22 protein-coding genes are annotated in these 22,315 nt (G+C 35.1%); 12 read left to right on the top strand and 10 right to left on the bottom strand.

The window, feature by feature from the left end:
* A complete protein-coding gene (locus RT037_RS06445; protein WP_313029100.1) occupies window positions 1–867 on the bottom strand; it encodes an MBL fold metallo-hydrolase in 867 nt (288 codons plus the stop codon).
* A gap of 24 nt (window positions 868–891) precedes the next feature.
* Entirely contained in the window at window positions 892–1,914 is a 1,023-nt protein-coding gene (ruvB, locus tag RT037_RS06440; protein ID WP_312321825.1) for a Holliday junction branch migration DNA helicase RuvB, read from the bottom strand.
* A 167-nt stretch (window positions 1,915–2,081) separates the two neighbouring features.
* Between ruvB and RT037_RS06435 the strand changes: the two genes are divergently transcribed.
* The 5 genes from RT037_RS06435 (at window position 2,082) to RT037_RS06415 (ending at window position 9,198) form a co-directional block, all read left to right on the top strand.
* Window positions 2,082–3,368, top strand: coding sequence for an adenylosuccinate synthase (locus RT037_RS06435; RefSeq protein WP_079666084.1), 1,287 nt, complete (start codon window positions 2,082–2,084; stop codon window positions 3,366–3,368).
* Between the two features lie 178 nt (window positions 3,369–3,546).
* A complete protein-coding gene (locus RT037_RS06430) occupies window positions 3,547–4,101 on the top strand; it encodes a YMGG-like glycine zipper-containing protein (RefSeq protein ID WP_312323442.1) in 555 nt (184 codons plus the stop codon).
* Between the two features lie 55 nt (window positions 4,102–4,156).
* The gene (locus RT037_RS06425) at window positions 4,157–5,776 is read left to right on the top strand and encodes an LIC_10190 family membrane protein (RefSeq protein ID WP_313029090.1); all 1,620 of its coding nucleotides are present in this window, start codon (window positions 4,157–4,159) and stop codon (window positions 5,774–5,776) included.
* Window positions 5,777–6,206: 430 nt separating this feature from the next.
* Window positions 6,207–7,868 carry an asparagine synthase B gene (asnB, locus tag RT037_RS06420; RefSeq protein WP_313029085.1) on the top strand — a complete coding sequence of 554 codons (1,662 nt, stop codon included), beginning with the start codon at window positions 6,207–6,209 and terminating at the stop codon, window positions 7,866–7,868.
* 157 nt (window positions 7,869–8,025) lie between these two features.
* Window positions 8,026–9,198, top strand: coding sequence for an MFS transporter (locus RT037_RS06415; protein WP_409529547.1), 1,173 nt, complete (start codon window positions 8,026–8,028; stop codon window positions 9,196–9,198).
* Window positions 9,199–9,226: 28 nt separating this feature from the next.
* On the opposite strand, the gene RT037_RS06410 is transcribed toward RT037_RS06415, so the two are convergent.
* The 3 genes from RT037_RS06410 to RT037_RS06400 all read right to left on the bottom strand — a co-directional run bounded on the left by RT037_RS06410 (window position 9,227) and on the right by RT037_RS06400 (window position 10,965).
* Window positions 9,227–9,817, bottom strand: a complete 591-nt coding sequence (locus RT037_RS06410) for a TlpA disulfide reductase family protein (RefSeq protein WP_313029080.1) — start codon at window positions 9,815–9,817, stop codon at window positions 9,227–9,229.
* Window positions 9,818–9,914: 97 nt separating this feature from the next.
* Window positions 9,915–10,280, bottom strand: a complete 366-nt coding sequence (locus tag RT037_RS06405) for a hypothetical protein (RefSeq protein WP_313029077.1) — start codon at window positions 10,278–10,280, stop codon at window positions 9,915–9,917.
* A gap of 115 nt (window positions 10,281–10,395) precedes the next feature.
* Entirely contained in the window at window positions 10,396–10,965 is a 570-nt protein-coding gene (locus tag RT037_RS06400; RefSeq protein WP_313029075.1) for a YceI family protein, read from the bottom strand.
* A 116-nt stretch (window positions 10,966–11,081) separates the two neighbouring features.
* On the opposite strand from RT037_RS06400, the gene RT037_RS06395 reads away from it, so the two are divergent.
* The 7 genes from RT037_RS06395 to hemL all read left to right on the top strand — a co-directional run bounded on the left by RT037_RS06395 (window position 11,082) and on the right by hemL (window position 18,514).
* Window positions 11,082–12,662 (top strand): sodium:solute symporter, encoded by a 1,581-nt coding sequence (locus RT037_RS06395; RefSeq protein WP_313029071.1) that lies wholly within the window; start codon window positions 11,082–11,084, stop codon window positions 12,660–12,662.
* On the top strand, window positions 12,649–13,161 hold the full coding sequence (locus RT037_RS06390; protein ID WP_313029067.1) for a hypothetical protein: 513 nt from the start codon (window positions 12,649–12,651) through the stop codon (window positions 13,159–13,161). The genes RT037_RS06395 and RT037_RS06390 overlap by 14 nt, the downstream gene beginning before the upstream one ends.
* A gap of 86 nt (window positions 13,162–13,247) precedes the next feature.
* Entirely contained in the window at window positions 13,248–14,099 is an 852-nt protein-coding gene (locus RT037_RS06385; protein ID WP_313029065.1) for a transketolase, read from the top strand.
* A 33-nt stretch (window positions 14,100–14,132) separates the two neighbouring features.
* Window positions 14,133–15,086, top strand: coding sequence for a transketolase C-terminal domain-containing protein (locus tag RT037_RS06380; protein WP_313029060.1), 954 nt, complete (start codon window positions 14,133–14,135; stop codon window positions 15,084–15,086).
* Between the two features lie 36 nt (window positions 15,087–15,122).
* Window positions 15,123–16,049 (top strand): 1-aminocyclopropane-1-carboxylate deaminase/D-cysteine desulfhydrase, encoded by a 927-nt coding sequence (locus tag RT037_RS06375; protein WP_313029057.1) that lies wholly within the window; start codon window positions 15,123–15,125, stop codon window positions 16,047–16,049.
* 32 nt (window positions 16,050–16,081) lie between these two features.
* A complete protein-coding gene (locus tag RT037_RS06370) occupies window positions 16,082–17,146 on the top strand; it encodes a glucosaminidase domain-containing protein (RefSeq protein ID WP_313029054.1) in 1,065 nt (354 codons plus the stop codon).
* Between the two features lie 84 nt (window positions 17,147–17,230).
* Window positions 17,231–18,514 carry a glutamate-1-semialdehyde 2,1-aminomutase gene (gene hemL, locus RT037_RS06365; protein ID WP_313029050.1) on the top strand — a complete coding sequence of 428 codons (1,284 nt, stop codon included), beginning with the start codon at window positions 17,231–17,233 and terminating at the stop codon, window positions 18,512–18,514.
* 40 nt (window positions 18,515–18,554) lie between these two features.
* On the opposite strand, the gene RT037_RS06360 is transcribed toward hemL, so the two are convergent.
* The 5 genes from RT037_RS06360 to RT037_RS06340 form a co-directional block, all read right to left on the bottom strand.
* Entirely contained in the window at window positions 18,555–19,661 is a 1,107-nt protein-coding gene (locus RT037_RS06360) for a GEVED domain-containing protein (RefSeq protein WP_313029047.1), read from the bottom strand.
* Between the two features lie 435 nt (window positions 19,662–20,096).
* The gene (locus tag RT037_RS06355; protein ID WP_313029045.1) at window positions 20,097–20,297 is read right to left on the bottom strand and encodes an SRPBCC domain-containing protein; all 201 of its coding nucleotides are present in this window, start codon (window positions 20,295–20,297) and stop codon (window positions 20,097–20,099) included.
* Window positions 20,294–21,361 carry an NADPH dehydrogenase NamA gene (gene namA, locus RT037_RS06350; RefSeq protein WP_313029042.1) on the bottom strand — a complete coding sequence of 356 codons (1,068 nt, stop codon included), beginning with the start codon at window positions 21,359–21,361 and terminating at the stop codon, window positions 20,294–20,296. The genes RT037_RS06355 and namA overlap by 4 nt, the downstream gene beginning before the upstream one ends.
* Window positions 21,361–21,852, bottom strand: a complete 492-nt coding sequence (locus tag RT037_RS06345) for a hypothetical protein (protein ID WP_313029040.1) — start codon at window positions 21,850–21,852, stop codon at window positions 21,361–21,363. Before RT037_RS06345 ends, namA begins: the two co-directional genes overlap by 1 nt.
* A complete protein-coding gene (locus tag RT037_RS06340; protein ID WP_313029037.1) occupies window positions 21,849–22,307 on the bottom strand; it encodes a DUF1569 domain-containing protein in 459 nt (152 codons plus the stop codon). Before RT037_RS06340 ends, RT037_RS06345 begins: the two co-directional genes overlap by 4 nt.
* Between the last annotated feature and the right edge of the window lie 8 nt (window positions 22,308–22,315).

Genomic DNA, 22,315 nt, shown 5'->3' with positions numbered 1-22,315 from the left:
TTAATAACCAAAAACTTCGTTGAAAGAATAAGTTTGATCCAGTCTTACACCTTTTTCAGTCATTTTTAAACTTGCTAATTCGTTGTGCGCATCATGTTCAAAATAAATAAGATATTCGTTATCCACACATTGTTTTAAGAATTTTTCCTTCTCAGCTACTGTCAACAAAGGTCTTGTATCATAGCCCATCACATACACCAACGGAATATGTCCAGCAGTCGCAATAAGATCTGCCGCAAAAACAATCGTTTTTTCTTGATATTGGATAACAGGCAACATTTGCTTTTCTGTATGACCATCCACAAAGATGACATCCATTTTCAATTCTGGCGCAAATCCATAATTTCCCGTTTTAGGAATCGGCAAAAAGTTAAGTTGACCACTTTCTTGAATTGGCAAAATATTCTCCTTTAGGAAGCTTGCTTTCTCGCGAGGATTTGGATTAACCGCCCAATCCCAATGGTTTTCATTAGACCAAAAATGTGCATTCTTAAATGCAGGACGATAACCCGATCTGTCATCATTCCATTCGATAGCGCCACCACAATGATCAAAATGCAAATGCGTCAAAAATACATCTGTAATATCTTCTCTTACGAAACCATACTTTGACAAGTTTTTGTCCAAACTATCATCGCCCCAAAGCGAATAATGTCCAAAGAATTTATCATCTTGTTTATTACCAAGACCGCAGTCGATAAGGATTAATTTTTTACCATCTTCAACTAGCAAAGAGCGCGTACCGAGTTCGATAAGGTTTTTCTCATCAGCAGGGTTGGTTTGTTTCCAAATAGATTTTGGGACGACGCCAAACATCGCACCGCCATCTAACTTGAATTTTCCACATTGTATGGGATATAATTTCATATATATTTTTTATTTGATTTAAATTTAAAATAATTCGCCCGGACTTTTAGGCTTGGTTAAATTAAGATGCCTATAAGCTTTCTCCGTAACTTCCCGACCACGCGGCGTTCTAATAATAAAACCTTCCTGAATTAAATAAGGTTCATAAACTTCTTCCAAAGTTTCAGGATTTTCGCCAATCGAAGTTGCCAAAGCGCTGATACCAACAGGTTTTGCTTTAAAATTCTGAATCATCGTCAACAAAATCTTATTGTCCATTTCGTCCAAACCAAATTCGTCAACATTAAGAGAATCCAGAGCATATTTAGTAATATTAATTTCGATTTCACCGTTACCTTTTATCTCTGCAAAATCGCGTACACGACGAAGCAAAGCATTAGCAATTCTCGGCGTACCACGACTACGTCTTGCAATTTCAATTGCAGCATCTTCGTAGATTTTAATACCCAAAACTCGGGCACTTCTAACGATAATTGTTGACAGCAATTCGATATTATAATATTCTAATCGCGACTGAATCCCAAATCGCGCCAACAAAGGTTTTGTCAACATACCAGATCTTGTCGTTGCGCCAACCAATGTAAAAGGATTTAATCCAATCTGTACGCTTCGAGCATTAGGTCCAGTTTCTAACATAATATCGATCTTGAAATCCTCCATCGCAGAATACAAATATTCTTCAACAATAGGCGAAAGTCGATGGATCTCATCAATGAACAAAACATCGTTTTCTTCAAGGTTGGTCAACAAACCAGCAAGGCTTCCTGGCTTATCAAGTACTGGCCCAGAAGTAATTTTGCAACCAACGCCCAACTCATTTGCGATAATGTGCGACAAAGTGGTTTTCCCAAGACCTGGTGGTCCATGCAAAAGAACATGATCTAAAGCTGCACCACGGTTTTTGGCTGCTGCGACAAAAACTTCTAGATTTTCTAAAGTCTTACGTTGTCCCGCAAAATCCTGAAACGTCTGGGGACGAATTTGCTCCTCACTCATCAACTCTTCAGGCGAATAATTGTCTTTATCGGGATGAAGAAACTCCGGCATTGTGTTAAAATATTAATGTTGATACTCAAAGATAAGATTTTCTCCTCGGAAAAAAAACCTAGCAAGCGACTAATAAAAAATAAATTAAAAATTAGGTTTAATATAATTTTGTAAAGCACTGAATTAAAAGTAAATTTGTAGAAATCTAATAAAAAAAGTAAAAATATATGTCAACTTACGTAGTTGTTGGTCTTCAATATGGAGATGAAGGAAAAGGTAAAATAACCGACGTTCTGTCTGCAAAATCTGACTATGTTGTACGCTTCCAAGGTGGCGATAACGCAGGTCACACCGTATACGTAGGCGAGGAAAAATTCGTACTTCACCTTCTGCCTTCTGGCGTATTACAATGTAAAGGAAAATGCATCATCGCGAATGGCGTGGTTGTTAATCCTAAAGCATTCATCAAAGAAATTGAAACTATCGAATCTAAAGGTCTAAAAACTGACCACGTATTCATCAGCCGTAGAGCGCATGTTATCATGCCTTATCATATCTTGATGGACACTTACCGCGAAGAAGAAAACGGTGGTACACAAATCGGAACTACAAAAAAAGGAATTGGACCTTGCTACGAGGATAAAATTGCTAGAATTGGTATCCGAATGATTGACCTTTTGAACCCTGAAGTTCTTCGTGAAAAAATCGAAAAAAACTTAAAAGTAAAAAATTCAATTTTTGAAAAATATTTCGAAAAACCAACTTTAGATGTTGAAGAAATTTATAATGAATTCCTTGCTTTAGGTGAAAGGTTAAAAGACAGAATCGTTGATACAGAGCTAGAAATTAACGAAGCAATTCGTGACAACAAAAATATCTTGTTCGAAGGTGCACAAGCCTTAATGCTTGACATCGATTTCGGAACTTATCCATACGTAACATCATCTTCGCCATCGACAGGTGGCGTTTGTACAGGAGCTGGTGTGCCGCCGACAGCTTTACAAAACTTAATTGGGGTTGCAAAAGCTTATACAACAAGAGTTGGTAACGGACCTTTCCCGACAGAGTTGGACAACGAACTAGGTGAAAATATTCGTCAAATCGGAGGTGAATTTGGTGCGACAACTGGTCGTCCTCGTAGAACTGGCTGGTTAGATTTGGTATCGCTAAAACACGCTTGTATGATCAATGGTATTAATAATCTTGTGATCACGAAATTGGATGTTTTATCAAATATCGGAAAACTAAAAATTGCTACACATTACAAAACTGAAGACGGAAAAGTTATCGACTACTTCACATCTTCAACAACTAAATTGTACAATTACGAACCTATCTATGAAGAGCTTGAAGGTTGGGAAGAAGATATCACAAAAGCAAGATCTTATGATGAACTTCCTGCTAATGCTAAAAAATACATTGAGTTTATAGAGAATTATTTAGGCATCAACGTATATTTAGTTTCTGTTGGACCAGAACGCTCGCAAAACATTATCAGAAAAGAGTTATTCTAAAATATAAAACCTTTTAAAAGCTTCGAATTATTCGGAGCTTTTTTATTTAATTTAAGAAATTTTAAGTTTTTTAACATTTCTTTTTAACAACTTTGGAATTGTAATTGTCATTGCTAACACGATAAACAAAATTATTTCGTTATACATCATAACGATATAATTATAAAAGGAGATTGTTATGAAAAAGATATTTTTAAGCGGATTCGCTACGATAATGTTGGTTGTTTCTTGTAATAAACAAGATAAGCAGGTTGAAAAATCTTTAGAGCAACAAAAAATTGAATATCAAGCTCGACAATTAGACATTGAAAAACAAAAGCTAGCTATCGAAAAAGAAAAAATGGAGTTTGAAAAAACAAAAATGAAAGATAGCATTGCAAAAGCTGAAGAGACTAAAAAAGCCGTTGTTAACAATACGTCAACATCTACTAAAAAGAAAAGAAGTTCTGGCTCATCAAGCAATAACAACAATAATAGTTACGCCAGCTCATCTGGTAGCTCTAACGCTGGATCGTCTTCTGGTACAACAACCACGGCGCCTCAGAAAAAAGGTATGAGTTCTGCTGCTAAAGGTACCATTATTGGTACAGTTGGTGGTGCTGCAGCTGGGGCAATTATTTCTAAGAAAAATCCAGGACTTGGTGCTGTAATTGGCGGCGTTGTAGGTGGTGCAACTGGTTATACCATTGGTAGATCCGAAGACCGAAAGTCTGGTCGTGTACAAAGAAAGTAGTAGTTAGTTATATATTTTTATGAAAAGATTGTCTATTTTTAGGCAATCTTTTTTTATGCTGTATCTACTGCTGACAACAACTTTATTACTTATTATCTTTTATGGATTAGGAAATCTGTATCAAAAGTTGTTGCCTTTTTATGAAGAAAGAATTTCGACTAATATTTTTATTGGACTTTCGATTACAACAGCAATTTGGACATTAGCTGCTTTTTTCGTTCCTATTAATTATATAGTAGAAATAGTTTTTTCGATTGTAGGTATTATTTCTTTCATCTATTTTAAAGCCTATCAAAAGTTTTTTATCTTTTTTAAACGACAGTCAAAGTTTTTCTATTTCTGTTTGTTAGTAATATTGCTTGTCGGTAGTTGTTACCCTTTCATTCTCGATCATTTTGGATATTATGTTCCAACAATTAAATGGACACAAGAATATGGATTGGTCAAAGGTATTTCTAATCTTGATATGCTTTTGGGACAATATTCGCCTTGGCATATTTTACAAACGGGATTTTCAAATTTTATCGATCCTTATTTAAGACTGAATACTTTTTTACTGATTGTATTTCTAGTCTACATTTTCGAATCTCGAGCTTGGATCGGTCTAGTTTTCACGCCAATATTTTTTGTTTTTGCACAATCGCCAAGTCCAGATTTACCAACCTTGATATTAAGTTTTATCATTGTTAAAGAAGTTCTCAGCCAATCGCGACATGCAAAGTTTTTGTTTCTATTGTCATGTTTAACATTCATTATAAAACCTACATCCTTCTGGTTAATAATCTTTTCCTTCATTTATTTTTGGTTTATCAAACGCAACAAGGTTATTTCTTTATTGCCAGGCTTTTGTTTAATCCTACTCTATTTTTTAAAAAACATTTGGACGTTTGGACATCCATTTTTCCCTATTGGTTTTCCAGATTTGGACTTAAGTTGGCAACCAAATCCAATACTTTTAGAACTTTCTAAACAAACCAGCACAGAGCTAAGCTACGATTTACAGTACAGTTATCAGGATATACAAAAATTCAGTTTTAAAGATTATGTTTTTAATTGGCTAAATCTTGACGGCATCAAAGGCATTATCCACAAATTATTTGTGTTAACTCTTGTTGGACTCGTTTTTTTATCAGTTTTAAAAAAGAAAAAAATAATAAGTCTATTAGTCGGATGTATTTTATTAAAAAATATTTTAGTGCTTATATTTTCCGCTCAATATCGTTTGTTTTTGGATGTTTTCTTAATCGCTGGGATTGTAATTTTCGCTAAAACTTGGTTTTCATTTGCGAAATTAGGTTTCATTAGTTTATCGATTGTAGCCATTATCATTTTAAGCATTCCGCAAACTTTACAAAATTCAATACCAAGCTTTAGTCTAGGAAAAATGATGACAGGTTGGGATGCAAAACAATTATTGCGTCCATCTACTTTTTCATTAAATAAATACAAAACTTATCAAATCGGAAATCTGAAATTCAATATTGTTAAAGATTATCCTTTCTCATTTGACACTGCATTACCTGCAATTTCGCCCGATTATCTTCTCGATTACCAAAAAGCGGGCATCTTTCCCCAAAAAATAGGTCTGTACTTAAAAAATGGATTTGTTTGGAAAAAAATGAGCCCTCAAGAACAACAAGAACTCCAAAGGATTATTAAACAAGTATCTCCTTAACATCCTTTTATTCATCAATATTTAGCCATAAAAAAACCTCCACATAAGGTGGAGGCAAAAACACAAATGATGAAAAAAATTATTGAGATCCTAAATTAAGAGTAATTAAACTCCAATTCATTGATCTATGTTAAGAAATGAAAAAAGAATTTTTCGAGAATCTTAACGTCGGCGAATTTAACGTATTTTTTATTAAATGCAAACTTTTTTTCCATTTTTTTAAAACCATGCTATGCATAAATAATTTTTACAAGAAAAAAAATAATTCACAATTAATTAAGATTTCAATTAAAAAAACGAATAAAATCCTAAAAAAAAATTTATTTTTAGCCGTATCATTAATGTACTTGAAATTTTTATTGTATAAAAATAATCACTTTTATAATTTTGACTCACATTTATTAATCAAAAATTCAAAAACTATTGAAATATGTGCGGAATTGTATGTATGTTTGATGCAAAACAAAAAACAGAGACACTAAGACCTCAAATCTTAGAAATGTCCAAAAAAATCAGACATCGTGGACCAGATTGGTCAGGAATATTCCAAAACGAAAAAGTAATATTCTCACACGAAAGATTAGCGATTGTCGATCCAACTTCTGGAAAGCAACCATTGTTTTCAACAGATGGAAAGCTGGTTCTGGCAGTCAACGGCGAAATCTACAACCATCTAGAACTTAGAAAAGAATTTCCAGAATATGGATTTTTAACAAAATCTGACTGCGAAGTTATTTTGCCTCTTTATCAAAAATATGGAAAAGACTTTTTAGAAAAGTTGAATGGTATTTTCGCATTTGCACTTTACGACATCGAAAAAGATGAATACCTCATTGGTCGGGATCACATGGGAATTGTGCCTCTTTATCAAGCTTGGGATAAACAAGGTCATTATTATGTTGCCTCCGAACTAAAAGCTTTGGAGGGTTTTTGTAACAAGATTGAAGAATTCCCAGCTGGACATTTATTATTTAGCCCAAAAGGTCACGAACCGCAAAAACATTACGCTCGCGATTGGGAATCTTTCGAGCAAGTTAAAGATAACGAAACCGATATTACAAAAATTAGAAAAAGCTTAGAAAAGGCTGTCCATCGACAATTGATGAGCGACGTTCCTTATGGTGTTTTACTTTCTGGCGGATTAGATTCTAGCATTATTGCAGCAGTTACTGCAAAATTTGCACGTCAACGCATCGAAAGTGGAGATACGCAAGAAGCGTGGTATCCAAGATTGCACAGTTTTGCAGTTGGGTTAGAAACTTCTCCCGATTTGGTTGCGGCAAAAAAAGTTGCAGAACATATCGGCTCGGTTCATCATGAAGTTAAATATACTGTTCAAGAAGGTCTGGATGCAATTCGCGACGTTATTTATCATTTAGAAACTTATGACGTGACAACTATTCGTGCATCGACGCCAATGTATCTTTTGGCAAGAGCCATAAAATCTATGGGGATTAAAATGGTACTTTCTGGTGAAGGCTCCGACGAATTATTTGGAGGCTATTTATACTTCCACAAAGCGCCATCTGCACAAGCTTTCCATGAAGAGAATGTTAGAAAATTGGGAAAACTTCATCTTTATGATTGCCTTCGCGCTAACAAATCTTTAATGGCTTGGGGCATCGAAGGTCGTGTTCCGTTTTTGGATAAAGAATTTATGGATGTTGCGATGACTATCAATCCAAAAGACAAAATGATTACACCTAATCGTATGGAAAAATGGGTACTTCGAAAAGCTTTTGAAGATCTTTTACCAGAAAGTGTCGCTTGGCGTCAAAAAGAACAGTTCAGCGATGGTGTTGGATATTCTTGGATTGATACTTTGAAACAAGTAGCTGAAGATACAGTAAGTGACGACATGATGGCAAACGCCAAATACCGCTTCCCGATTAACACGCCAATGAGCAAGGAGGAATACCGCTACAGAAGTATTTTCGAAGAACATTTCCCTAGTGATAGTGCTGCATCTTGTGTGCCGTCTGTTCCGTCAGTTGCATGTTCTACACCAATCGCTTTAGAGTGGGACGAAGCTTTTAAAAAAATGAATGATCCAAGTGGTCGTGCGGTTAAAGTCCACGAAACAGCCTACTAAATCAACATTAACGAATATTAACAAAGCGACTTCAAAATTGAGGTCGCTTTCGGTTTTATTTACAATGTATAAGTCCTAACTTTGCAAAAAACACAGAATATTGGGACTTTTCAGAGTATATGTTGACTCCTTCAAAGGCTTATCCAAAGAAGCTTGGATGCTATCGATTGTCATGTTAATCAACAGATCAGGATCGATGGTGTTGCCTTTTTTAGGTGTTTACATGACAGACAATTTAGGATTCGGATTAAAAGAAGCGGGATTAGTACTGATGTTTTACGGCATTGGTTCGGTTATCGGTTCTTGGATTGGCGGTTATCTCACAGATAAACTTGGAGAATACCGTGTCCAGAGTTTTAGTTTGTTCTTGAGTGCGCCGCTATTTATGTTCATTCCATTTTTTCCAACTTTGGAAGGAATGATGACTATTATTTTAATACAAAGCATCATCAGCGAATCCTTTCGTCCAGCCAATTCTGTTGCGATCACAAAATATGCTAGACCAGAAAATATAACGCGAGCTTTTTCATTAAACAGAATGGCGATTAATCTTGGATTCTCAATTGGTCCAGCTTTGGGCGGAATATTATCGGCGATTTCTTATAACTTTTTATTTGGTGTAAACACTGTTGCAGCACTTATTGCAGGCATAATGTACGTTGTATTTTTTAGAAAAAGAAACATCATTTTTAAAGCTAAGCAAAAACTTAGAAAAAAAGAGGACAACATAAAACCAGTTGGAAAATCACCTTACAAAGACTTGAAATTCATTATATTTTCATTGCTTTGTATGTTATTCTCAATTTGTTTTTTCCAATTTTTTAATACAATTCCTATTTTTTATAAAGAAGTTGCGCATCTCGACCAAACCAGCATTGGATACATTTTAGGTTATAGTGGCTTTATCATCGTTGTTTTAGAAATGTTGATTGTTAACTTTGCAGAAAAGCATTTTACAATTGGACAAACCTTATTTGTTGGAGCTTTGGCATGCGGAATTTCGTATTCGTTACTGGCATTTGATCATCATATTTTCACCTTGTTATTATCGATGACAATCTTGAGTGTTGGTGAAATTTTAGCACTTCCATTTATGTCAACTGTTACAGCGATGCGATCTGAAGGCGGTAACAAAGGTGCTTACATGGGACTTAATGGGATGGCATTTTCGTTTTCATTCATTATCACACCGATTTTAGGAACTAATGTTGCCAGCGAACTCGGTTTTAATACACTATGGATTGGCTCAGGAATTATCCTTGCCATTGCAGCTGTAGGACTTTGGTGGATCAGCAACCTCATGCTACAAAATAAAAAATCCGAGCATTAAACTCGGATTTAGCTTTTAAATACGCTTCTTATTTCATATTGCGGACTTCGTTAAGGAAGTCAACAATATCGTCACCAGAATAATCTGCCATTCCCTCTGTGATATGTGCAACGTTTCCATTTTTATCGAAGATAACCGTCGTTGGTAGACTTCCTCGGAAAAACTCTGATGGAATATTTCCTGTTGGGAAATAAACCGGTAAATCGAGCTTTTTATTAGTCATAAATTTGACCGCTTTGTCTTTGTTAGATTCTGCTTCCAAAATCACAAAAGCGATATCTTCTTTATCTTTAAATTTGTCATAAAGCTTTTGGATAGAAGGCATTTCGGCAATACAAGGTCCACACCAAGTTGCCCAAATATTCATAAAAACAACTTTTCCTTTTAGCTCTTCAAGACTTAAAGATTTTCCTTTTACATCAACAAAAGACATTTTAAAATTAGATTCTTTTACGAGTTTTGGGTCATTCGCATTTCCCGTAATTTCGGCTGGTAATTCTAATTTTGGTTGGAAAAAGCCTAACTTCATAAGACCTTGTTGGGCATAAGCTTTAACTTCTGGGACAAAAACGATGGACAACGTAAGTCCAATCAACGTAATATTGAATGATTTTTTCATTATATTTTTAATTTTCGGATTCATAATAATTTATTTTAAAAGAGTTTCTAACTTGAATATCAATTCAAATTTTAAGTAGAAAAAAACGAATAAAAAATTATGAAAAAAGTGCATCACGCTGCTGCTGATACAATATATACAGCGGAATAGATCGCGAAAATGGAAAATCAACATTAGAATTTTCTAATTGTTGATGTTCTTGAAAATGAATTTTTGAATTAAAATCGAAGCTTAAATCTTCCGATTTCTTCTGTTGAATAGAAAACTTTTCTTGCTTATTTTCTAAAGCAGCAAAACTACAAGAGCTAACCGATTTAAGACTTTGTCCGCAATAGTTTTCGATATTTAGACTGTGCGTCAATGCGATTTTGATACCGCAAGATGCCACCAGAATACCAAGGCTTAAACATAAAATGCTCAAGCTTTTAAAGAATCGTCGGTGCAAAATCGAAGTCTTCATCATTGCAAAATTAACATCAATAACTATTTAAAACTAATTTTTAACAAAGTTTATAATTCAAAAAAATCCGCTTCTCGAGAATTTCAAGAAACGGATTCACACACAAATAACTAAAAAATTATTTTTTTGTAAACTCTGCAAAAACAGTGATGTCAACATTTTTACCGACAGCTGCTCCTGATGGATCATAGCTTACACCATAATCAAAACGATTAATTTTAAACTTAGTTTGGATACCTAATTTTTCATTCCCTTGTTGATCTTTAGTTTTTCCACCATAAGTTAAAGTCACAACAATTGGCTTGGTCACACCTTTTATTGTTAAATCACCTTGCAACACATAAGCGTTATTTTTTGCTTTGTGGATCGATGTACTTTTAAAAGTCATCGTTGGGAATTTTTCAACATCGAAAAAATCAGCACTTTTCAAATGTTTGTCACGAGGCTCAACATCGGTATCAATAGAATTGGTATCAATTGTAAAATCAAATTTTGCATCTTTAAGATCTGCATCACTTGTTAAAATTGAAGCATCAAACTTATCAAAACGCCCTTGTACAAAGCTAATTCCCATATGTTTGATATTAAAATTAAATGAAGAGTGCATTGGATCAATTGTCCAAGTTGATTGCGCAAATGACATTGTCACGGCATACATTAACATAAGAGATAAGAATAATTTTTTCATAATAATTGAGTTTTAAAATGAACTGCAAAATTAGTAATATAACTAAAAAAGCTACTTGATGTATGATAATAAATCGTGGCAAAAGTTTACTTTTGTTTTTTAATTAAATTTTAAGAATGAGTTCTGCAACTTTATTATTACTATTCGTATTCTCATATTTTATCGGATTACTCGTGATTTCTTATTTTACAAGCCGTAATTCTGACAATCAATCTTTCTTTATCGGGAACAAAAAAAGTAAATGGTGGCTCGTTGCTTTTGGGATGATTGGGACGAGTCTTTCGGGCGTAACTTTCATTTCGGTTCCAGGTACAGTTGGTAAGATGACGGACGGCGCTTATCCGTTTGGTGGCTTCGAATATTATATGATGGTTGTTGGCTTTTTCATAGGCTACTTCATCGTTGCAGCTATTTTGCTTCCGCTCTATTACCGCATGAATTTGACCTCGATTTACACCTATTTAGGTAAACGATTCAATGTTGAAGCGCACAAAATTGGTTCAGTATTTTTTATTATTTCGAGAGCAATTGGCGCGACAGCAAGATTATATTTGGTAGTTAATGTTTTGCAAATTTTCTTGTTAGAACAAATCGGAATTCCGTTTTGGTTAACGGCTTTAGTTTTATTGTTAATGGTGTTGCTTTACACGTTTGAAGGTGGTGTCAAAACCATTGTTATCACGGATACTTTGCAAACTTCGTTTATGATTATCAGCTTGGCAGCTTGTATTATTTACATTCTTAACCATCTTAATATTTCGATTGGCGATGCTTATACGCTTTTAGAAAAACAAAACTACACGCACCTCATCAACACCGATATTAATTCAAAAACATTTTTCTTAAAAACCATTATTGGCGGTATGTTTATCACGATTGCGATGACCGGACTTGACCAAGAGATGATGCAGAAAAACATTTCTGTCGACAATCTTAAAAACTCAAAAAAGAACATGTTGACCTTTGCAGGAACATTGTTGATTGTGAATTTTGCATTCTTATTTTTAGGTGGACTTTTATACCTATTTGCGTTACAAAACGGTGCTGAATATGCACAAATCACCAAATTGGTTAACGGACAAGAAACGATACAAAACCTTTTCGGGATGAAAGATGCAGCAGGAAATGTTAACAACATTATGGGTGACGACCTCTTCCCTGCTTTGTCATTGCAAGGTTATTTCCCGATTTTTATTTCGGTGATTTTTATTATTGGACTTATCTCGGCATTGTTTCCTTCTGCTGATGGTGCTTTAACAGCCGTTACAAGTTCTTATTGTGTCGACATTCTTAACATTAATGAAGACCAAACAAAATCTGAAAAAGAGAAAAAACGACTTCGTATGAAGGTACATTTAACTTTTACAGTAGTTTTCTTTATTTTAATTATGATTTTTAAAGCAATTAACGACAAATCCATCGTTTATCTCATCATGGAAGTTGCAGGTTACACTTATGGACCACTTCTAGGATTATTCGCTTTTGGAATCTTTACTAAATATCAAATTTCAAAAAAAGGAAGCATTTTAGCGGTAACTTTAATCGCGCCAGTTTTGACTTACGTTATCAATTATCTTGTAACCAATTATACGTATTACCGCATCGGTGTTGAATTAATTGTGTTAAACGGACTACTAACTTTCATCGGATTATATTTAATTAAAAACAATAAAACAATCGAACATGAAAAAGCTTAGCATCTTTTTTCTTTTAGGAATGTGTCAATTTATTTTTGCACAAAATTTTGAAGTTTCTACTTTAAGAATTGGTGACCTAAAAGTCTTTATGCCAAAAACTGAAGCTGATAAAATTGCAAAAAAAGCGCTTCAAACTTTTGAAGATTACGAAAAAACCAACAAGGTTAGTCTTAATGGAGAAAATGTTGATGTGACATTGATGGACCAATGGGTTGACGAAAACAAACCAATGCAAAAGCAAGTCTATTCACTTAAAACGAAAAGTCCAAAATTCAAAACAAAAAGCGGAATGGGCGTTGGTAATACAAGGGATCAACTTATCGACACTTATAGAAATTATGCAAATTTCGAAGTTCATCAATATAAAGATGAAAACGGCAAAAATGACAAACAATCTTTTTTTACATTAAATGATTACGATGCTGGCACTTACTTAACTTTTGTGATGGAAAACAATATTGTTGTAGAAATCATGGTCGGAATGAACGAAGGTTGCTAAAGTCTAAATTAACAAGCAAGTAACACCTGTTAAGTTTCGAAAACAAAAACAAAAATCGTAAATTCGCAACACGAAAAAATTTAAAAATGAGTAAAAATATCGAAGAGCTAAAAAGCTTGAGTACACAAATCAGAAGAGACATTGTAAGAATGGTTCACGCAGTTAACAGTGGACATCCGGGCGGATCTCTAGGATGTGTAGAATACTTCACAGCCCTTTATGGAAAAGTAATGAACTACAACTTGCCTTTCACAATGGAAGGTAAAAACGAAGATTTATTCTTCTTATCAAACGGACATATTTCTCCGGTATTTTACAGTACACTAGCTAGATTTGACTTCTTCCCAGTAACAGAATTAGCAACTTTCAGAAAGCTTGATTCTAGATTACAAGGTCACCCAACAACACACGAAGGACTTCCTGGTATTCGTGTAGCATCTGGCTCTTTAGGACAAGGACTTTCTGTAGCTTTGGGCGCTGCGCAAGCTAAAAAGTTAGATGGTGACAAGTCAATTGTGTATTCACTTCACGGTGATGGCGAATTACAAGAAGGTCAAATTTGGGAAGCTTTGATGTATGGCGCAGCTAAAAAAGTTGACAACATCATCGCAACTATTGACTACAATGGAAGACAAATCGATGGCGATACAGATGATGTATTAAGCCTTGGTGATCTTCATGCAAAACTAGAAGCTTTCGGTTGGTTGGTTCTTGAAGAGAAAAACGGAAACGACCTAGAAGCAGTTATCGCAATTTTAGAAAAAGCAAAATCGGAAACTGGAAACGGAAAACCTGTTGCTATTCTTCTACATACAGAAATGGGACAAGGTATCGATTATATGATGGGATCTCACGCTTGGCATGGTAAAGCGCCAAACGATGAGCAATTGGCAAGTGCACTTCAGCAACTTCAACTTGACGAAATCACAGACTACTAAACATCTAATAATCGAAACAAAAAAGAAATCCTCATGAAATATACATATACAGAAAAAAAAGATACAAGATCTGGCTTTGGAGCAGGTTTGGCAGAATTAGCAGATACCAATCCAAATGTTGTTGCACTTTGTGCTGACCTTATTGGTTCTCTTAAAATGGAAAAATTCATTGAGAAAGCACCAGAAAGATTCTTCCAAGTTGGTATCGCAGAAGCTAACATGATGGGTATGGCAGCAGGTCTTACCATCAACGGAAAAATCCCTTTTGCTGGGACTTTCGCGAATTTTGCAACATCTCGTGTATACGACCAAATCCGCCAATCTATCGCTTACTCTGGCAAAAATGTAAAAATCGCAGCATCTCACGCAGGTCTTACTTTGGGTGAAGATGGCGCAACACACCAAGTTTTGGAAGACATCGGCATGATGAAAATGCTTCCTGGTATGACAGTAATCAATCCTTGTGATTATAACCAAACTAAAGCAGCGACTTTGGCAGCAGCTAAACACGAGGGTCCAGTATATTTAAGATTCGGACGTCCTGTAGTTCCAGTTTTCATTCCAGAAGATATGCCTTTCGAAATCGGTAAGGGTATTCTTTTGCAAGAAGGTACAGATGTGACGATTGTTGCAACTGGTCACTTGGTTTGGGAAAGTCTTTTGGCAGCGGAAGTTTTAGAAAAAGAAGGCATTTCTTGTGAAATTATCAACATCCACACCATCAAACCTTTGGATGAAGAAATCATTCTAAAGTCTGTTGAAAAAACTGGTAAAATTGTAACGGCTGAGGAGCACAATTACCTAGGTGGTTTGGGCGAATCTGTTGCAGGAATGTTGGCGAGAAGAAGACCAACGCCTCAAGAATTTGTTGCAGTACACGATACGTTCGGTGAGTCTGGGACGCCAGCTGAGTTGATGAAGAAATACAAAATTGATTCGGACGCAGTAATCGAAGCGGTTAAGACAATCATTAACAAAACAAAATAAATTAAATCCGCACTTAGTTGCGGATTTTTTTTCAATATGTTTAAACGAGCTCTCAATATGCTGACAACCGAGCACAATATTCCAATTGAGAAGATTGGAAACTTTAATGGTGTGGAACTTTGGATAAAACGCGAAGACCTCATCCATCCTGACATTTCTGGCAACAAGTATTGGAAGCTTTTTTACAATGTTAAATATTATTTGGAACAAAATCCAAAAAATCCAAAACTCATCACTTTTGGTGGTGCCTTTTCCAATCATATTGCGGCGGTTGCAACTTTAGCAAAAACTTTAAACATCCCAAGTCTTGGCATTATTCGAGGTGAAGAGTTAAAAGATAAAATCCACGACAATCCTACTCTTTATCAAGCTTTTAATAATGGAATGGAATTTAATTTTGTTTCAAGGGAAAGCTATCGCAACAAATCTTTTTTAAGCCAAAATTTAAAACAAAACTTTCCAGAAGCTTTGATCATTCCAGAAGGAGGAAGTAATAATTTGGCAGTTGAAGGCATCCAATGCATGCTCAATGAGCATACTAAAGATTTTGATTATCTTTGCAGTGCAGTTGGCACAGGTGGAACGATTGCTGGGATTTCAAAATTTGCTGAACTCCATCAAAAAGTTATCGGAATAAAAGTTGTCCAAGACGACAGCCTCGAAAATCTTATTAAAAATTGGTCAGGACAATCAAATTTTGAATTAGTAAATGCCTTGGAAGCGCGTTATGGCAAAATAACAGACGATAATATTCGTTTTATAAATGATTTTTATAAACGATATCAAATTCCGCTAGATCCAATCTACACCGGAAAAATGATGCAAAAATTATTGCAACTTATCGATAATAATTATTTCGAAAAAGGGACAAAAATTTTAGCATTTCATACTGGAGGATTGCAAGCGACAGCGGGTGCTAACCAACAACTTCAAAAGAAGAATAAAACATTGATTCAGTTTTAATTCTTTTAAAAATTTTGAAACTTAAAACAATTATGAAGAGAATATTTGCTTTAGTTTGTATCATGACGCTTGGATTTGCCAAAGCACAAACTTGGAAAACGGAAGATCAATACATCCAACGATTTGCGAAATACGCGGTCGAAGAAATGGAAAAATATAAAATCCCAGCAAGTATAACTTTAGCGCAAGGCCTTTTAGAAACTGGCGGCGGACAAAGTCGATTGGCTCAACAAGGCAACAACCATTTCGGTATCAAATGTAAAGAAGACTGGATTGGTAAAAGTATGAAGCATACGGATGACGCACCTAACGAATGTTTCCGCGTTTATGATGATCCACGTCAATCTTACGAAGATCATTCTATTTTCTTGTCAACTCGTAAATATTACACCAAGCTTTTTGATCTGGATATGAAAGATTATCGTGCTTGGGCACATGGTCTCAAAAAAGCGGGTTACGCGACCAATCCACGTTATGCTTATATTTTGATTGATAAAATCGAAAAATACAAACTCTACGAATTTGATAATACGTCGACAGATCAAGTCTATTACGCCGTTCTAAAATTATATCCTGCACTTAATAATGATGCGGTTTTTATGGCACAAATGGACCAAAACAAAGCCAATTCTAAAGTAACGCCTCCGACTGTTAAAGCAACTTATGAGCAAACATCTTACGCGCAATATCAAAAAGACGTCAACAAACAGAGCGAGACACTTTCTGCTCCAGCTTTACTTAAAAATATTTTGGTGAAAAATCATCCAAATGGTGGTATGAAGTTTTTTGTTGTTCCAGTAGATACAGACGTTGCAACGATTTCTAAAAAATTCGGAATTAGCGAAAAGAAAATCATTAAATTCAATGAGCTTAATAGCAATACTTTGAAGAAAAATGACATTGTTTTCTTAGACAAAAAGTCATCTTCTGGTAATGTTGATACTTACAAAGCTGAGATTGGTGAAAATATGCACGACATTTCTCAGAAATTTGGGATTAAACTTTCCAAACTTTATTCTAAAAACAGAATGGACGAAGGTCAGCAACCACGCGTTGGGCAAGTGATCTATCTTAAAAATAAAAAACCGAGAAGCTAATTTTAATTGACGATTTTAGATTTAGGATTTTAGATTGATTAATTAAAAACAGTTTTTCAGACAATAATAAATTCATAACAAAACATGTTATATCAAAGAAGTTCTGCCTTATTTGACGAGGCACACAAGTATATTCCTGGTGGTGTTAACTCGCCTGTAAGAGCTTTCAAATCTGTTGGAGGCGTTCCTATTTTTATGAAATCTGCGAAAGGCGCTTACCTTACAGATGCTGATGATCGCACTTACGTTGACTACATCAACTCTTGGGGACCTGCGATTTTGGGACACACACATCCAGTTGTTTTAGAAGCAATTCAGAAACAAGCAGAACATGGTTTTTCTTACGGAACACCAACCGAACTAGAAACCGAAATTGCAAAACTTATCGTCGACAATGTTCCGAATATCGACCAAATCCGTATGGTTTCTTCTGGAACTGAAGCTTGTATGAGTGCCATTCGTTTGGCTAGAGGTTTTACAGGAAGAGATAAAATCATCAAATTCGATGGTTGTTATCATGGACATTCGGATTCGTTTTTAATAAAAGCTGGAAGTGGCGCTGCAACTTTCGGAAATCCAAATTCGCCTGGTGTTACCAAAGGAACGGCGCAAGATACTTTAATTGCTACTTATAACGACATCGAAAATGTTGCTGATATTTTCCGTCATAACCAAGGCGAAATCGCAGCTGTTATCGTAGAACCTGTAGCAGGAAATATGGGTTGTGTTTTACCAGAAAATAATTTCCTTCAAAATCTTAAAAAAGTTTGTCAAGACAATGGCGCTTTATTGATTTTTGACGAAGTGATGACGGGTTTCCGTTTGGCTTTTGGTGGCGCACAAGAAACTTTTGGTGTTGACGCTGATATTGTAACATTCGGGAAAGTTATCGGTGGCGGAATGCCAGTTGGTGCATTTGCAGCTAGACAAGAAATTATGGATTTTTTAGCGCCTAACGGTCCAGTCTATCAAGCTGGAACTTTGAGTGGAAATCCTTTGGCGATGCGTGCTGGTTTAACAACCTTAGAGTTGATTAAATCTGATAAAGATTTTTATAACAAAATCAATAAAACAACTGAAACTTTAGATTTCGAAATTGGAAAAATTCTTAACGAAAAAGGCTTAAAACATCGCATCAACCGAAAAGGAAGTATGATGTCCATCTTCTTTGAAACCAACAAAGTTTCGAACTTCCAAGAAGCCTACGATTCGGTTTACACTTGTGTTTTCAATAACTTCTTTCAACAAATGTTAGCAAACGGAATTTATCTTCCGCCAAGTGGTTACGAAACTTGGTTTATCTCCGCTGCGATCCAAGATGCAGAAATTGATAAAACTCTAGAAGCCGTTAGAAAATTTGAATTTTAGATAAAATAAAATCCCCAAGATTATTGGGGATTTTTCTTTGTTATTTCTTAACAACTTTTCTACTAAGCGTTTTTTGATTTTCTAATGTCACATTAACAATGTAAATACCAGAAGGCAGAGATTTGAAATCGATACTATTTTTAGATTTTACGCGACTTACGACTTTACCACTTATATCAACAATATTAATTTCTGATACCTTTACACTTGTTGAAATATTAAGAATATCTACAACAGGATTTGGTGCCAATTTAATTTCAGAATCTTTGTGATCTTGTGTTGACAAATAATCGACAACATTCAAAGTATAATCTTCTGTTTCGCCGTAAGCATCATTCATATTACAAGCTTTATCGGCTGTTGCTCCAGATTGCGTCACAGTTGCTAATCTTACACGCATTCTGTATTCTCCATTTGCTATATTGTCTGGGATTGTAATATCTTTTGATAAAACACCTTGGTCAATCGTACCAATATAAGTGAACTCGTGCGGCTCAAACAAGAAATTTTTATTATAATCTATCCAAACCGAAACCGACTGATTGTACCAACCGTAACCTATTTCCGCTTCAAAATTATAGGTTTCGCCTTTTTTAACATTTGCTTTTTTGGCAGTAAAATCATTAAAACCATTTGTAGAACAATCTGAAGCGTTAACTAGATCAGCAAACTTCACATTCTTTATAACTGCCCCATCCGAACAGTCCAAAGTTGGCTCACAGTAAACATCTCGAACATCTAAGAAACATTTTACTTTTCTATCTACAAATTCATAATCATTGTTTCCGCAATTAGAATTAAGATGTGTATAGAATCTAACTACAATATCTTCAGCTGGTTTGAAAACGACTTTGGCACTACCCGACGCCAGAATTGTTGGATTAGCTGTATTTTCTGAAATCGTAATAAAAGCTGGACCATTATCTAAGGTCGCTGCAAATTCGTAACTAACATTTTTTGTAAGCTTCACCATCGTATACTCTCCAGTAAAACCCCATTCTGCTACAATTTCATTAGAATTATTACAAACAGGTGTTACAACTCCTGAAGGATAAGCTCCGTTGGGAGCAATGGTACAACCTGTAATCTGCGCATGCATAAGAGTCCCGAACGATAAAAGTCCGAGAGTCGATAAAAACTTCTTCATATAAATTTTAATTTTTAGTCGCAGCGAAGATATAAATATTAAATAAATCACAATAATTGAAAATTTTTAAATATAAAATAAAAATAAACCCAAAAACGTCACAAATTCCACATAAACAAACGAAATTAAAACTAAGTAAATAATTATCCACATAAAAAAGCTTGTCAAATGACAAGCTCTGTATTTGTTATTGAGAAAAGAAGAAATTTACTTTTCTAAATATTCTTTTAAACCTTTCAAAATTTCGGTCCAACCAGCGTCGTAATTTTCTACTTTAAAATCGTCTCCAGCTTAAGCAAGACCATCAATATTGTCGTGATTTAGATTTACAATCGTTTGTTTGATCATCCCTTTCTGAAAGCGTACAAGTTAAATGTGTGATGGCGTCGCTAAAATCAGGATGCTCCCAAGTATGTTTAAAAATTTGATTAGGGACTACTTCTTTAATTTGACAACGATGCCAAAATTTGTTCTCGACGCCAGGTTCTTAAAAAAATTAAAAACAGCAGCTTTTTCTAAGTTAAAATCTGGAATATCAAAATACCAATGTTTCATGTCGTCTTTATTGGTTAAAGCTTTCCAAACTTTATCAATCGGAGCATTTATGATAATTTCCTTTTCTACCTTAGTTTTCATAGTTTTAAATTTTCGGGTTTTGCTTTGTCATATTGTTTTGGGAAGAAGCAATTTTCATTATTTTCAAAACTATTAAGCACTGGGAAATAAGGATTTCTGAGAAGTTCTCTTGCAAGGAAAATTAAATCCGCTTCGTTATTTTTAAGAATTTCTTCTGCAGATTTAGCATCGGTAATCAAACCAACAGCGCCAGTTTTAATACCTGTTTTTTGTTTTATCTTTTGCGAAAAAGGAACTTGATAAGAATTGAACAACGTAATTTTAGCACCAAAAATATTTCCGCCTGAAGAAACGTCAATTAAGTCCACAGATTTGGTTTTTAGGACTTCCGCCAATTTAACATTCTCATCAATATCCCAACCACCATCGGCGTAATCGGAGCCCGAAACGCGAACAAACAAAGCAACATTTTCGTCGATAACTTCATTGATAGCCTCGACTATTTCTAAAAGAAAACGAATTCTGTTGTCGAAACTTCCACCATATTCATCGGTTCTTACATTCGATAAAGGCGATAAAAATTGATGCACCAAATAGCCGTGCGCCGCATGAATTTCTATAACATCACAACCCGCTTCTACAGCACGTTTAGCCGACTTTTTAAAATCTTGAACTAAATCTTTTATAGCATCAACACTTAAAACTGTTGGCTCACAATCGCTCGGCTGAAACGGAATCGCACTTGGCGCAACGACTTCCCAACCACCTTCTTCCTTAGACAATTGTTTTCCGCCCCAAGTTGAGGACTTTCGCCCTGCATGCGCTAACTGAATCCCAATTTTGGACTTCGTAAACTTATGTACAAAATCGACAATCTTCTTTATCGACTTTTGTTGCTCATCATTCCAAAGTCCTAGACATTTAGGTGTGATACGACCATCAGGAATAATGCCTGTCGACTCAATCATGATAAGTCCAGCGCCACCTTGCGCGCGACTAGCGTAATGTACAAAATGAAAATCATTAGCAACACCATCTTCCGCCGAAAACATACACATTGGCGACATAACGATTCGGTTTTCTAACGTGACATTTCGAAAACTTATTGGCTCGTACAACTTCATTATTTCGAGAGTTCTAAAAGTTTAGTTTTTAATAATTCGTTGTTATCAAAATAAACAGGGAAGCGCATTTTCTTACTATAACTTTCCCAATTACCTTCAAAAACAACCAAAGCCAAATTATCGGTAAGTGTTTTCATCGCTAAACTTCCAGTAAAAATGCCTGTATGTTCGTGAAGTTTTTGTTCTTGAAAATCGAATTTATAAAAGAGAGTTGACATCTTAGAATTTCCCATTTGAGAATTAGAGTCAAGCGTTAAAGTTCCTGTAAATTCGCAAACCGTCCCTTCAACATCAGATTTTCCTTTCACTAAAATTTCGTTTGGAAAAGCCTTAAAATCAACTTCTGTAATATTAACTAAAATCGGTGCTCCATTATTTATTTTTCCGACAAAAGCATTTTTATCATTTAATAAATAAGTTTCCAAAGCTTCTTTCGTTTGTGAAAAAAACAAGGTGGAAAATAGAAATACAAAAAGATAAATTAATCTCATAATACCCCGAATTGCGCTAAGTGATGATCGAGATGTTTTGCCATCATATTATTCCATTCTTGAGAATTGAGTACGCCAAAACTCGCACTTTCTTTACCATCAAAAGCACTTGCACCAAGTTGTTGCGTCTTTTGAAGAAAACCAATTAATCGTTTTTTTTCTGTTTCAAAATCTTTGCGATCTTTGATTACAAACATTGGTCCCGTCGGCAAATTTTGTTTGTACGGAAGCTCGTTAGTCACTTTAGGTTTCACGAATTTTTTCATCATCCATCTTGCAAAAAATCCAGGCTTTTTGTGTTTTTGTGGCTCATAGATTAACTCGTAAGTCACATTGCAATGCGCTAACATTTGGTCAACAGACATTTTGCCCCATTTTGCCGACGTTTCTGGTGTTAATTGATTAATTGCTTTGATGTAAACCTCTACATCTGAAGCATTAAATATATTTCGCATGGTAAAAT

The organism is Soonwooa sp. (assembly GCF_032062245.1).
Classification (GTDB): Bacteria; Bacteroidota; Bacteroidia; order Flavobacteriales; family Weeksellaceae; genus Soonwooa.
Note: the sequence above shows the minus strand (reverse complement) of the source record. Positions and strands in the feature narration are given on the sequence as shown.